The 13,036-nt window shown below is 73.8% G+C and carries 11 protein-coding genes; 5 read left to right on the forward strand and 6 right to left on the reverse strand.

Features of this window, described 5'->3' with window-relative positions:
• The first annotated feature begins 73 nt into the window (after positions 1-73).
• From ABZS37_RS09100 to ABZS37_RS09115, 4 genes are read left to right on the forward strand one after another with little or no spacing between them, the layout of a single operon-like run.
• Positions 74-1,210 carry an 8-amino-7-oxononanoate synthase gene (locus ABZS37_RS09100; RefSeq protein ID WP_355167120.1) on the forward strand — a complete coding sequence of 379 codons (1,137 nt, stop codon included), beginning with the start codon at positions 74-76 and terminating at the stop codon, positions 1,208-1,210.
• 55 nt (positions 1,211-1,265) lie between these two features.
• Positions 1,266-1,991, forward strand: coding sequence for a dethiobiotin synthase (gene bioD, locus ABZS37_RS09105; RefSeq protein WP_355167122.1), 726 nt, complete (start codon positions 1,266-1,268; stop codon positions 1,989-1,991).
• A 54-nt stretch (positions 1,992-2,045) separates the two neighbouring features.
• Positions 2,046-3,617, forward strand: a complete 1,572-nt coding sequence (locus tag ABZS37_RS09110; protein WP_355167124.1) for a histidine kinase — start codon at positions 2,046-2,048, stop codon at positions 3,615-3,617.
• A complete protein-coding gene (locus tag ABZS37_RS09115) occupies positions 3,617-4,294 on the forward strand; it encodes a response regulator transcription factor (protein ID WP_355167126.1) in 678 nt (225 codons plus the stop codon). The genes ABZS37_RS09110 and ABZS37_RS09115 overlap by 1 nt, the downstream gene beginning before the upstream one ends.
• A 37-nt stretch (positions 4,295-4,331) precedes the next feature.
• On the opposite strand, the gene ABZS37_RS09120 is transcribed toward ABZS37_RS09115, so the two are convergent.
• The 5 genes from ABZS37_RS09120 to ABZS37_RS09140 all read right to left on the reverse strand — a co-directional run bounded on the left by ABZS37_RS09120 (position 4,332) and on the right by ABZS37_RS09140 (position 8,910).
• Positions 4,332-5,159 (reverse strand): ABC transporter permease subunit, encoded by an 828-nt coding sequence (locus ABZS37_RS09120; RefSeq protein WP_355167128.1) that lies wholly within the window; start codon positions 5,157-5,159, stop codon positions 4,332-4,334.
• Positions 5,156-6,088, reverse strand: coding sequence for an ATP-binding cassette domain-containing protein (locus tag ABZS37_RS09125; RefSeq protein WP_355167130.1), 933 nt, complete (start codon positions 6,086-6,088; stop codon positions 5,156-5,158). Before ABZS37_RS09125 ends, ABZS37_RS09120 begins: the two co-directional genes overlap by 4 nt.
• A gap of 89 nt (positions 6,089-6,177) precedes the next feature.
• Positions 6,178-7,020 carry a polysaccharide deacetylase family protein gene (locus tag ABZS37_RS09130; protein WP_355167132.1) on the reverse strand — a complete coding sequence of 281 codons (843 nt, stop codon included), beginning with the start codon at positions 7,018-7,020 and terminating at the stop codon, positions 6,178-6,180.
• Positions 7,021-7,053: 33 nt separating this feature from the next.
• A complete protein-coding gene (locus ABZS37_RS09135) occupies positions 7,054-8,232 on the reverse strand; it encodes a cytochrome P450 (protein WP_355167134.1) in 1,179 nt (392 codons plus the stop codon).
• 9 nt (positions 8,233-8,241) lie between these two features.
• On the reverse strand, positions 8,242-8,910 hold the full coding sequence (locus ABZS37_RS09140) for a 50S ribosomal protein L11 methyltransferase (RefSeq protein WP_355167136.1): 669 nt from the start codon (positions 8,908-8,910) through the stop codon (positions 8,242-8,244).
• Positions 8,911-9,190: 280 nt separating this feature from the next.
• On the opposite strand from ABZS37_RS09140, the gene ABZS37_RS09145 reads away from it, so the two are divergent.
• Positions 9,191-10,039 carry a hypothetical protein gene (locus tag ABZS37_RS09145; RefSeq protein WP_355167138.1) on the forward strand — a complete coding sequence of 283 codons (849 nt, stop codon included), beginning with the start codon at positions 9,191-9,193 and terminating at the stop codon, positions 10,037-10,039.
• 45 nt (positions 10,040-10,084) lie between these two features.
• On the opposite strand, the gene ABZS37_RS09150 is transcribed toward ABZS37_RS09145, so the two are convergent.
• Positions 10,085-13,015, reverse strand: a complete 2,931-nt coding sequence (locus ABZS37_RS09150) for a M36 family metallopeptidase (protein WP_355167140.1) — start codon at positions 13,013-13,015, stop codon at positions 10,085-10,087.
• Positions 13,016-13,036 lie beyond the last annotated feature (21 nt).

Below are 13,036 nucleotides of genomic sequence, written 5' to 3' on the forward strand. Positions count from 1 at the left end.
CCGGTGGTGGCGGGTGGTAATTTCGCCCGGCGGGTGTCGGGCTGACCGGCACGGACAGCGCAAAGGGGTGACGGTGGCGGACTGGCTGGCGGCGCTCGACCGCCGCGCGGAGCTGCGGGCGAAGGCCGGGCTGACCCGGCGGCTGCACCCGCGTCCCGCCGGCGATCAGATGACCGATCTGGCCGGCAACGACTACCTCGGCCTGGCCACCCACCCGGAGGTCACCGCCGCGGCCACGGCGGCACTGTCGGCGTACGGGCTGGGGGCGACCGGGTCGCGCCTGGTGCGTGGCTCCACCGACGCACACCAGGCGTTGGAGGACGAGCTGGCGCAGTGGCTCGGCACCGACCGCGCCCTCGTCTTCTCCTCCGGCTACCTGGCCAACCTCGGTGCGCTGCGGTCCCTCGTTCAACCTCGGACGCTGCTCGTCTCCGATGCGCACAACCACGCCTCCCTGATCGACGGCTGCCGCATCTCCGGTGCGGAGACGGTGGTCACCCCGCACGCCGACGTGAACGCGGTCGCCGCCGCACTCGCGGCGGCTCCGGGCCGCCCGGCGGTGGTGGTCACCGAGTCGGTCTTCTCGGTCGACGGTGACCTCGCCCCGCTGGCCCGGCTGCACTCGGTGGCCCGCGGTCACGGCGCGCTCCTGCTGGTCGACGACGCGCACGCGCTCGGCGTGACCGGTCCGGCCGGCGCGGGCGGGGTGGCCGCCGCCGGGCTGGCCGGCGAGCCGGACGTGGTCGTCACCGCCACCCTGTCCAAGGCGCTCGGTGGTGCGGGTGGAGTGGTCGCCGGCCCGGCCGAGTTCGTCCGGCACCTGGTCGAGACCGGGCGCACGTTCATCTTCGACACGGCACTGCCGCCGGCGGTCGCCGCGGGCGTGCACGCCGCGCTGCGGCTGACCCGGGCCGGCGACGACCTGCGCACGGAGCTGTCCGACCGGGTGGGGTTGGCGGTCGGTCGACTGCGTGCGGCCGGGCTGACCGTCTCCGCGCCGGACGCGGCGGTGATCTCGGTGACGGCCCCCGGGCCGGAGGCGGCGACCGCCTGGGCCGCCGACTGCCGGGACCGGGGCGTCGCGGTGGGCTGTTTCCGACCGCCGTCCACGCCGGACAGCCGCTCCCGACTGCGTCTCACGGTCAGCGCCGGGGTGCCCCGGGTGGAGTTCGAGCGGGCGCTGGAGGTCATCGTGGAGTGTGCACCGTGAGCGCGAGGAGTGAGCCGGGTTTGCGAGCCCCGCAGTCGCGAACAGAGGTGGGTTCATGACCGGGTGGGAGGGGCCGGTTCTGGTTACCGGGACTGACACCGAGGTCGGTAAGACGGTGGTGACCGCGTCGATCGCGGCCGCCGCGCAGGCCGCCGGGCTGCGGGTGGCCGTGGTCAAACCGGGCCAGACCGGTACGGCCGGCGGTGAGCCCGGCGACGTGGACGCGATCAACCGGCTGGCTGCCCCGCTGACCGGACGGACCCTGGCCAGCTATCCGGACCCGCTCGCCCCGCTGGCTGCCGCCCGGGTCGCCGACCTGCCGCCGCTGAAGTTGTACGCGGCGGTGGACGCCGTCCGTGACGAGGCGGACAAGCACGACCTGGTGTTGATCGAGGGCGCGGGTGGGCTGCTGGTTCCGATGGGGCTGCGTCCGTCGGGCGAGCCGTGGACGATGGCCGACCTGGCGGTGTCGCTCGGTGCGCCCGCGGTGGTGGTGGCCCGCGCCGGGTTGGGCACGCTCAACCACACCGCGCTGACCCTGGAGGCACTCGACCGGCGTGCCGTACCGGCTGGCGTGGTGATCGGTGCCTGGCCGAGCAGACCGGAGCTGGTGCACTGGACCAATCTCACCGACCTGGTGCCGAACCTGCTCGGCGCGTTGCCCGACGGCGCTGGCGCGATGGATCCGGGTGTGTTCCGGCGCTCCGCGCCGGGTTGGCTCACTCCGGCCCTGCACGGCGTGCTCGACGACTGGCGGGTCTGGGCCGAGGAGAGCGGCTGAACACCTGACTTTCGTCGGTGCCCGCCCAGGTCGGGCGTGGGTAGCCTGACCGCCGTGCGGATCCTCGACGCCTCGACGACAGGTTGGCTGGACCGGCGGCGTCGCCTGCTGCTGGACGCGCTGCTCTGGGCGTTGGTCGCCGCCCCGGTCGGCTACGCCGAGGTCAGCCCGCCCTATTCGCGGTACACATTGCCGCTGCTGGTCGGCAAGCTGCTGCTGCTCGGCGCGGCGGTGGTGGCGAGTCGACGCCGACCGGTGGTCGCCCTCGTGCTGGTGGTGCTCGGGTCGGTGGTCGATGGCAACTTCGTGTTCTCCATCCCGGTCTTCAGCTACCTCGCTGGGCGGCGTAGCGCCGCAGCGGGCCCGGCGGCCGTTGTCTTCGTGCTGATCGCGGCCGGCGGCACGGCGCTCAACCTGGGGCTGCTCGGCACCGGCGCGGCGACCTGGTTCCTGCTCGCCTCGGTGCTGCTCTTCGCCGCGGTGTTCCCCTGGTTGGTTGGTCGGTACCGGCGCCAGCAGCAGGAGTTGGCCGACGCCGGTCGCCGGCACGTCGACGCGCTGACCCGCGAGGAGCGCGGTGCCGCCGAGCGGATCCGGCTGCGGGAACGGGCTCGGATCGCCGGGGAGATGCACGACTCGCTCGGTCACGACCTCAGCCTGATCGCGTTGCGCGCGGCCGCACTGGAGGTCGCCGCCGACCTCGACGTGCGGCACCGAGCCGCGGCGGGGGAGTTGCGGGCCAGCGTCTCCGCCGCCACGGAGCGACTGCACGAGATCATCGGGGTGCTCCGCGAGGAGGGTGGCGCGTCGGTGCGTCCGAGCGGGGAGACCGTCGCCGACCTGGTCGAGGGTGCCCGGGAGGCCGGCATGACGGTACGGATGGACGCCGCCCCGGCTGTCGCCGAGCTACCGGCGATGACAGGCCACGCGGCTCACCGGATCGTCCGGGAGGCGCTGACCAACGCCGCCCGGTACGCGCCGGGCGCTTCGGTCGACGTGCACCTCACCCGCGACGGTGACCGGGTCGAGGTGGCCGTCGTCAACGGCGCTCCGCCGGCTGGGCCGCTGCCCGCGCCGCCGTCGCAGGGCAGCGGGCTGCTCGCACTCGCCGAGCGGGTCCGTCTCGCCGGTGGGACGCTCGACGCCAGCCCACGCGCCGACGGCGGTTTCGCCGTACGGGCGGCGTTGCCGGCCACCGCGCCGCCGATGGAGGCGATCGAGTCGGCAGCCGAAACTGACCTGGCACCACTGTCCGGCGACCAGCCCGGTCCGGTGGAGCGGCCGGTCGACGCGGCGCGGCGGCTGCACGATGCCCGCCGACGAGTCCGGCGCAGTCTGCTCGTGGCGCTCGTGGCGCCGGTCGGCTTCGCCCTGGTGCTCTCCCTCGTCTACTACCCGGTGGTGACCGCCGGGACGGTGCTGGACCGGGCCACCTTCGACCAGATGCGCGTCGGCACGGCCCGGTCGGAGCTGGCCGGGCTGCCCCGACGGCAGTTGACACGTCCCACGGCGGTCGACCGGGCCGAATGCGAGTACTACACCGACGGGAACTTCCCGCTTGCACAGCCGACCTGGCGGCTCTGCTTCACCGACGGCCGGCTGGCCAGCAAGGAGTGGATCGCGTAGTGAGCACCGACACGGGCGGGGCACCGCCGGTCCGGGTGGTCCTGGCCGACGACGAGGCGATGATCCGGGCCGGTGTCCGGGCCATCCTCGCCACCGATCCCGGCATCGAGGTGGTTGCCGAGGCCGGTGACGGGCACGCGGCGGTGGAGTTGGTCCGTGCGCACCGACCGCGGGTCGCGCTGCTGGACATCCGGATGCCGCGGTTGGACGGGTTGGCCGCCGCCGCCGAGATCCGCCGGGTCGTGCCGGAGACCGCGACGATCATGCTGACCACGTTCGGCGAGGACGACCACGTGGCCCGGGCGCTCGGGCACGGCGCCAACGGGTTCCTGCTCAAGGCCGGCGACCCGCGTGAGCTTCTCGCCGGGGTGCACGCCGTCGCCGACGGTGGTGCGTACCTGTCGCCGAGGGTGGCCCGCCGGGTGATCGAGTTGGGTGCCGGGCGGTTGGCCCGTCGGCCTGCCGCCCAGGACCGTACGGCCGGGCTGACCGAGCGGGAACGCGAGGTGCTGGCCCTGGTCGGGGCGGGGCTGTCCAACGCCGAGATCGCCCGCCGGCTGCACCTGGTGGAGGGCACCGTGAAGAGCTACCTGACCAGCATCTTCACCCGGCTGGACGTGCGTAACCGGGTGCAGGCGGCGATCCTCGCGTACGAGGCGGGCCTGGTCGACGGCTGAGCGGGAGCCGCCACGGCCCCCGCTCAGCCCGCACGCCTTACGCGTCGCGGCGACGCAGAGCGGCCCGGCCCAGCAGCAGAGTGGCGCCGGCCCACCCGGCGAGCAGGAGCAGCCCGACCAATTTCGGGTACGGCTCGGTGTCGCCGGCCAGGAAGTGCCCGCCGGCCACACCGGGGAACACGTCGGCGATCCGGTTCAGCACGTCGATGTCCGGCTCCTGCAACGACAGCGGCACGATCATCAGGGTGGCGAGGAGCACGGTGATCGTGAGCACCGCATTCCGCAGCGCTGCGCCGAGGCCCAGGGCGAGCACGCCGACCAGTGCCAGGTAGGTCGCCACCGCAACGATGTCGCCGATCGTGCCGGCGGCCGGGGCGCTGCCCCAGTCGCCGAGCACCGGGCGGGCGACCAGGGCGCCGACGCCGCCGAGCAGCAGCCCGAGAGCGAAGGTGACCGCGCCGGCGACCACGGCCTTGGCCAGCAGCACCCGACCGCGCGACGGGGTGGACTGCAAGGTGGTCCGGATGGTGCCACTGGTGAACTCGGCGGTGATCGCCAGCAGGCCCAGTGCCAGCATCACGTACTGGGTCAGCTCAACCGAGTCGATCAGCACGCTGCCGACGGTGACGATTCCCCGGTCGTCGGCCGGGTCGTCGTTGGTGTTGTCGTTGGCCGCGTAGATGGCCAGCTGTGCGGCGCTCGCGGCCATCACCAGCAGCCCGGCCAGCGCCGTCCACCAGGTGCTCCGCACGGAGGCAAGCTTGGTCCACTCGGCGGCAACGGCGCCGCAGAAGGCGGTTGCCCCACCGTGGGTGGCGGCTGGCGTGGCGGCGGAACGGGCGCCAGCCTTGGTGTGCGTGCTCATCGCGCCCCACCTCCGGTCGAACCACCCGCGTACTCGACGCTGTCGGCGGTCAGCTCCATGAACGCCTGCTCCAGCGACGCGTTGTGCGGGCTCAGCTCGTGCAGTCGTACCCCCAGCTCGTATGCCAGGTCCCCGACCCGGTCAGCGGTGGTGCCGGAGACGGTCAGCTCGTCGCGGTCGGCCGCCTCGACGGTCGCGCCGGCGGCCGTGAGGCGCGCGGCGAGGGTGGCCAGCCCGTCCGGGTGCGGGCTGCGGACCCGGACCGCGACGGTGCTGCCGGCGATCACGTCGCCGATCGGCGCGTCGGCGAGCAGTCGTCCCCGGCCGATCACCACGAGCTGGTCGGCGGTGAGCTGCATCTCGCTCATCAGGTGGCTGGAGACGAAGACCGTCCGCCCCTGGTCGGCCAGCGAGCGCATCAGCTGTCGGACCCAGCGCACCCCGTCCGGGTCGAGACCGTTCACCGGCTCGTCGAACATCAGCACCGGTGGGTCGCCGAGCAGCGCGCCGGCGATGCCGAGCCGCTGACCCATGCCGAGGGAGAGGGTCCGCCCCGACTTACCAGCGGCCCGCCCGTCCAGCCCGACGGTGTCCAGCACCTCGTCCACCCGGCGGGCCGGGATGCCGTTGCTGCGGGCCATCGCGAGCAGGTGCGCCCGACCGGACCGGGCCGGGTGGATGGCCCGGGCGTCGAGCAGCGCGCCCACCTCGTGCAGCGGTCGGCGCAACTCCCGGTACGCGCGCCCGCCGACCAGGGCCTGTCCGGCGGTGGGGCGGTCCAGTCCGAGGATCATCCGCATGGTGGTGGACTTGCCGGCGCCGTTGGGGCCGAGAAAGCCGGTGACCCGGCCGGGCGCGATGTCGACGGTCAACGCGTCGACCGCGAGGGTCGCCCCGAACCGTTTCGTCAACCCACGTAATGTGATCATGCGCTGACGCTAGGCGCGCGGCCCGTCGCTCCAATGCGCCCGAACGGCAGCACCCGACCCTGACTTTCGTCAGGTCGCAGGCGCGTCGGTCAGCGGACGTAATCCTCCAGCAGCGCCGGTGTGAGCCCGGCCCGGTGGATCGCCTTCAGCGCCGCGAGCAGGTCGTCCATCAGCGCCGGCCGGAAGTGCATGAGCAGCACATCGCCGGGCTGGACCACCTTCTCCGGGGTCTGGTAGCGCACCTTCCCCTCGTGCACGGTCCCGGTCCAGTGGAAGACCGCCTTCGCGCCACAGTCGTGCGCGGCCTTCAACGTGGTGGCGTCGTGCTCGCCGAACGGTGGCCGGAACAGGGTCGGTCGCTTGCCGAACAGCGCCTCCAGCTTGTCCGCCGCACCGCAGATCTCGTGCCTCTGGCGGTCGTACGACCGGCCGGCCAGCGAGGTGTGCGTGATGGTGTGGTTCTCGACGACCCCGCCCGCCACCATGATCTGCCGGAAGTAGACGTCGTGCTCCTCGGCGGCCGGTGAGTTCAGGAACATCGTGACCGGGATGTGCGCCCGCCAGATGAAGTCGGCCACCTCGGGCGGACGGGCCAGCCCACCGTCGTCGATGGTGATGAAGGCGACCTTCTGGCCGGTCGGCAGGCGGTGCCAGAACGGGGCCGTGTCGGTCGCGGACAGCGGAACCGGTTGCGGCGGTGGCGCCTCGGTGAAGGTCGGCACCTGGGATACGTACCAGTCCAGGCTCCCGGGAGTGGGCTTCGCCGTCGGGGACGGCGAGACCGACGGCGTGAGGAGCGGGGCGGACGGGGTCGGCTGGGCCGTGGTGATCCGCCGGGCGTGCAACGCGGGGCCGACTGTGCAGGCACTCAGCGCCAGCAGGGCCAGAAGCGGTACGACGGCGAGGATCCGACGAGCAGGGGTCGCTGACACGCCCGGAAACCTACCGAGGTGATCAGGATCCGGTCAGCCCGGTGTTCCCGAAGAGCGCTGGACGACGAAGGCGTCGGGCATCCGGAAGGTGAGATTGTCCGGGCACCAGGGCGGACGGACCACGGTCACCCCGTCCAGCAGCGGCGCGGCCTCGGCCACCACCACGGCCGCCTCCATGCGGGCCAGCACGTCACCGACGCAGCGGTGCGCCCCCGCCCCGAACGCCAGGTGCCGGCGCGATCCGCGCTGGCCCGGTCGGAACTCGTCGGGCGACTCGACGACCGCCGGGTCCCGGCCGGCGCGGCCCAGCCAGAGCACGAGACTGCTGCCCGCCGGCACCGCCGTCCCGCCCAGCGTGGTGTCCGTCGCCGCCACCCGCCGCCAGGTGACGATGGGCGGTTCCAACCGCAGTCCCTCCTCCACCACGTCGGCCACCGCGACCTCGCCGGTGCGCAGCCCGGCCCGCACCGAGGGCTCGCCGGCCAGCCGGTGCAGCAGCAGGGTGAGGAACTGCGAGGTGGTCTCCTGCCCGGCGACCAACAGGAAGAAGAGCGCGCCGACCACCACGTCCGGCGCGTGCCCGGCCGCGCGCAGCTCGGCCGCCAACCCGCCCCCGGTAGCCGCGAAGTCGCGCAGTACGCGGTGGAACCGGCCCACCTCGGCGGCGAGGGCCAACTGCCGGTCGGCGTCCAGCGGTGCCCAGAACAACTCCAGCGCGGCGCGGGCGAACTCCTTGACGGCGCCGACCGGCGTGTCCGGCAGCTCGACCAGCCGGGCCAGCACCAGCAGTGGCAAATCGGCGGCGAGATCCGCGTACAGGTCGACCGGCTCACCGACGTCGAGCGTGGCGCCGAGCCGGGCGACCCGGTCGCGGACCAGCGCGGTGAGCCAGGGCCGCTGCGCGGCGACCCGGGCGGGGTGCAACGCGTCCGCGACGATCGCCCGGATCTGCGGGTGGCTGACGCCGGAGTTGTTCGCCAGGGTCGGCGGCAGTCGGAACCGGTGCCCCGCGAGCACCCGCAGCGCCGTCACCGGCACCGGTGTCACCGCGTCCAGCGCGTTGTCCGGCCGGAAGGTGACCGGGTCGGCGAGGACCTGACGGACCAGCGCGTGCCGGGTGATGACCAGATGTGTGCCGCCGACGTGGTCCGGCACCCGGGCCACGTCCGGCCATGCGGGGTCGGCCACCTGCGCCCAACTGCGGAACAGCACCCGGACACGCTAGCTGGAGGCCCCCGGCAGCCCTGCCCGCAACCGCCAGACGGTGGTGCGCTTCACCCGGACGCTCTCCAGCGCCTCCGGCACCGGCACGTCGTACGCCGCCAACTCGTCGAAGCGGTCCCGGGGCAGGAACGCGCGGCCGGGGTCACCGACCAGCGCCGGTGCGCCGGCTCGGGCGGCGCGGAGCAGGAACCGCAGGACCCGGCGGGCCATCGCGTCGCTGTAGAAGACGTCGCCGGCGAGCACCACCTCGGCGTCCCCGGCGTCGCCGTCGAGGATGTCGCCGAACTCGGCGTCGACGCGTACCCCGTTGGCCTCGGCGTTGAGCGCGACCGCCGCCACCGCCAGCTCGTCCACCTCGACGGCCCGCACCGACGCCGCGCCGGCGCGGGCCGCGGCGATGGCCACCAGGCCGGAGCCGGAGGCGAGGTCGAGCACCCGGCGACCGGCGACCAGCTCCGGGTGGTCGGTCACGTAGCGGGCGAGTGCCTGCCCGCCGGCCCAGGCGAACGCCCAGAACGGCGGGGGCCGGTCGCTGGAGAACTCGCCCTCGGTCAGCTCCCACAGCCCGATCGGTTCGTCCGCCTGGTGCAGCCGCACCTCGGGGACGAAGGGGACCGGGGTCAGCCGGGCGTGCAGCCGGACGAACGCGCTGGAGAGCTCGGACACCTGGCGATTCTCTCGTACCGGGCATCCCCGGCGACGCGCGGAGGTGGTCGCCGCTACCCGACGCGGTCGAGGAAGTCGGCGATCAGTGGGGCGATCTCCGGCAGGTGCGTCTCCAGGGCGAAGTGGCGGGGAGATCGCCGGGTGAGTCGACCGTACGGGTCAGGGGTTCACCACTCTCGGTGAAATCACCCCCCGTCCTTGACGTCCGATGCGAAGACACCCCTCTGTCCGGCCCGCCCGGTTCCTCCTAGCGTTTCCCGAAGGGACGAGAAGAAGCGAGGTGGTGGTGATCGTGTGGCGGTACGCGCTGCGGCTCGGGGCCCTGGTTGCCGGCGTGACCGGGGCGGTGCTGACCCTGGCCGCACCGGCACAGGCGGCCTTCGCCACCGAGATGGGCGGCCTGCCGGCCCGGTTCACCGCCGGCGACCAGGTGCGGACGATCTCCGCGGTGGTCTCGCAGACGGATCGGCGTGGCGGGTGCGTGAAGGTGCGCTGGTCGATGGTGCTCAGCGTGCAGGGCATCCGACTCGACCAGGTGAAGATGGATCGGGTGGAGGAGACCGGCGACTTCCCGCTGGAGATCCAGACCGAGGGTGACGTGGCCCGGCTGACCGACCGGCAGCTCGACCCGGGCACCCTCTGCCCGGGCCGCACCGTCACGGCCCGCTACCGGGTGGCCTTCGCCGAGGACGTCACCCAGGGGCGGGTCACCCTCGCCGCCGAGGCGTACGACGCGAACCTGCGCCTCCTGGCCCGACAGACCGCCACCCGCTCGGTGGTTGGGGCGGGCGCCACCCCGACGGGTACGCCGAAGCCGACCGCGACACCGGCGCAACCCAGCGACCCGCCGAGTGAGCCGGCCGTGGAGGAGAGCACGGAGCCGATCGGGGACTACCCCGCCGACGCCGCGCCACCGGCGGGTGGCCGCCCGGTATCGCAGTCCGGCGGGTTCGGTGCCGTGCAGGCCGCGTTCCTGCTCGGCGGGCTGCTGCTCTCGCTCGGGGTGGGGTTGCTGCTGCGGCTGCGACACCTGACCCGGGCCGCGACCAACGAGGCCGAGGACCCGCCGGTGGACCGGCGCTGGGAGCGGCCGGCGCAGGCCGGCCGCTGGCGACCGGCCCGCCGCTGATCGGGGGCCGTGGGGGCCGGCGGAGGTCCGCCAGCCCCCACGGTGTCACTTCGAGAACGCCTGGAACTCGGCGATCCTGACCTGGTCCCGAGCCGGGCTGGCGGTCGCGCAGTCCGTCGTCGTGGCCGGGTCGTCGTCCTGCTCACCGGCGTACTGCGGGCCGCCGGTGCACTGGCTCGCCAGCACCTCCAGCCGCAGATGGGTGGCGAGGGTGGTGGGCACGGCGAACGTCCGCAGGTTGATGTCGCGGCTGTACGCCCGGTACGCCCCGCCCGGGAACGCCTCGCCCGCGCTGGTGTAGATGCGCTGCCAGCGCGCCGGATCCGCGCAGTCGGTCGTCTTCGCGTTGCAGGCGGACACCGCGAACGAGCGCAGCGCGCTGAGCGCGTTCTGACTGCCGGTGTCGGCGTCCCCGGTGATCGCGGGACGCAGCATCGCGCTGACGTTGACTCGCTTGACCGTCTGCGGTGCGTCGCCCGGCAGCGCCACGGTGAGCTGCCGACCGGCCACCCCGTCCAGGGAGGCCCAGTTCGTCGCCTCGGTGTCGTCGACGATCCGGTCCAGGTTGACCCCGTCGCCGCTGATCGTGGCGCCGGACGCGGCGGACGCGAGGTTGCGGCTCATCCGCAGGTCCACGTACCCGTTCTGACCGGCCTTGGCGGCCACGCTGAGCCGCTGGTGCCCGAAGCCGGGGGCCACGGCGAGCAGGTCGTACGTGCCGGCCACCAGCTCCACGGTGTCCGGGATCGGCGTTGCCGGGTCGGTGTCGGCCACCGGCGTGGCCCGCGCCTCGTACGCCCCGACGTACACCCGGATCGGCGCGTCGGCGCTGTCCCCGCGCGGGCGCAGGGTGAGCGTCGCGTTGCCACCGCGCGGCGAGGCGAAGCTCGGCGTCGGGTCGGTGTCGCCGGCACCGTTGGTGACGGCATCCCGACCCATCCCGGAGCGGGCGAACTCGGCCCAGATCAGGTCCTGGTTGGCGCCGCCGAAGCGGAGCAGATCGGCGGTGAGCATGTTGTCCCGCATGTCGAGCATGCTGACCTGGCTGGCGGCCTGGAGCAGGAACGAGTCGAAGACCAGTTGCGACCAGCGCCGGTTGCCCGGGCACTGGTCGGCGGCGACCTTCCCCTGCGCGCACTCAATCTGTCGCTGCGGGGTGCCGAGGCCGTACCGCTTGACCAGCGCGGAGCGGACCCGGAAGTTGGTGGCACCCCAGATCTCCCCGTCGGCGTGCACGGCGGGGCCACCGGTGTTGTAGCCGATGTCGGAGTAGTTGAGCGGACTGCGACTGAGGTCGTAGTTGCGGATGCCGCTGACCAGGTTGCCGGTGACGTAGCCGCCGGTGACGAAGGGCGTCTCACCGGGTGCGCGCAGCCCGTTCTGGAAGAGGTACTCGGCAGCGAGCAGATCGCCCCACGACTCACCCATCGCCCCGCCCTGGTGGCCGCCGATCCCGCTGTCCGGGCCGGCGATCATCCGGTTGGTGATCGCGTGGGTGTATTCGTGGCCGATCACGGTCATGTCGTAGTCACCGTCCACACACGGCGGGTACGGTCCGCCGGCCTGCGGCTGCCACAGGTACATGTTGGTGGTCGGCGGCAGCCCGTCGCGCGGGGTGCCCTGGTTGGCGTTGTTGCGGTTGCCGGACAGCGCGCCCTGCTGGGCGCGGCCCTGCTCGGCGTCACCGCCCAGCCCGGCCGGAGTGAGGTTGACGGCCTGGAGGTTCCACGCCGACTCGGTGAAGCCCAACTGGTAGGACCAGTCGTGCATCCGGTTGTGCATGGCGAAGAGGTTGGCGATCGACGCGTCCGCGTCGTTGCGCTGCGCGGAGGTGAACACCTCCGGGTTGCACTTCGACTGGTGCCACTGGTCGGTGAACGGGTACTCGTAGCGGCGCTCCGGGCTGGGGGCGGCCGGGACGACCGGGGTGCCCGCACCCCAGGAGAGCACCGTGTTGGCCGAGTTGCCGCGCGAGGTGAAGGTTGGCGTGCCGGTGGCCGCGTCGACATCCCACGGTTGGCCGGTGGCCGGGTCGCGCGAGGCGGCCTGGCAGCCCGGCGCCGGGTCGCCGCACCAGCGCACCCGGGGGTCCTGCCCGGGGCCGAGGTCGCGGGGCGGCGTGGCGGGGAAGACCGCCCAGCTCGGGTTGTCGGAGTCGAAGTCGACAAGATCCTCGCGGACCAGCACCTGCCCGGTGATGCCGTCCACGTAGCTGGTGAACGCCGCCGGGTGGTCGGTGTCCGCGCCGATCACGGTCACCTCGTAGGCGGCTCGCGGCCCGTCCAGCGGGGTGGGTACGGCCACCGCCCGGATGGTGTGGTCGGCCACCGCGCCGGCGGCCAGCTTGACGTCGGCGAGCGCGGCGGCGTACGCCTGCTCGGCGGTGCGGGTGGCCGGTGCGGGCGCACTGGTGTCGCGGGCCAGCGAGGAGCTGACCGAGAGCACCGCGCCGTCGGCGACCGCCAGAGTGACCAGGCCGTCCGGCCCGGCCGGCAGGTCGCCGAAGCGCTGCCGCAGGGTGACCACGGCACCGCTGCCGATCGGCCGGACCAGCACCCGTTCCATGGTGGTCACCGCGGCGGCGTCCATTCCGAACAGGTCGCGGTTGCCGGTCAGGTAGGCGCGGGCCGCGGCCTCCGGGTCGGAGGACAGCCCGGTGGCCAGCGGGGTGCGGCCGGGGCCGAGCGCCTGCGGGGTGCCGAGCCGGTTCCACCGGACGTCGGGGTCGGCGGCGCGGGCCAGGCCGCGCTGGCGGGCGTCGGGTGCCGCCGTACCGGTGCGGTTGTCGGCGTCGGCGGGCTCGTGCCCCTCGGCGAACGGTCCGGACCGGCGCTCGGCGGACCCTGCGCTGCCGGTGGGGGCCGCGGTGCTCACGCCGGTCGGGAGCAGCGCGGCGACCGTCGCCGTCGTCGCCAGGACGGCGATGAGCCGGCGTCGACGCCGGCTCATCGGGGGTGACCACTCCGGTTGTGGCACGGGACCTCCTCGTGGGAGCGG

The organism is Micromonospora sp. NPDC005413 (assembly GCF_040606435.1).
GTDB lineage: Bacteria > Actinomycetota > Actinomycetes > Mycobacteriales > Micromonosporaceae > Micromonospora.

Coding starts and splice junctions, on each gene's coding strand:
- ABZS37_RS09125 (WP_355167130.1), bottom strand. CDS start 6,088: ATGATCACATTACGTGGGTTGACGAAACGGTTCGGGGCGACCCTCGCG.
- bioD (WP_355167122.1), top strand. CDS start 1,266: ATGACCGGGTGGGAGGGGCCGGTTCTGGTTACCGGGACTGACACCGAG.
- ABZS37_RS09120 (WP_355167128.1), bottom strand. CDS start 5,159: ATGAGCACGCACACCAAGGCTGGCGCCCGTTCCGCCGCCACGCCAGCC.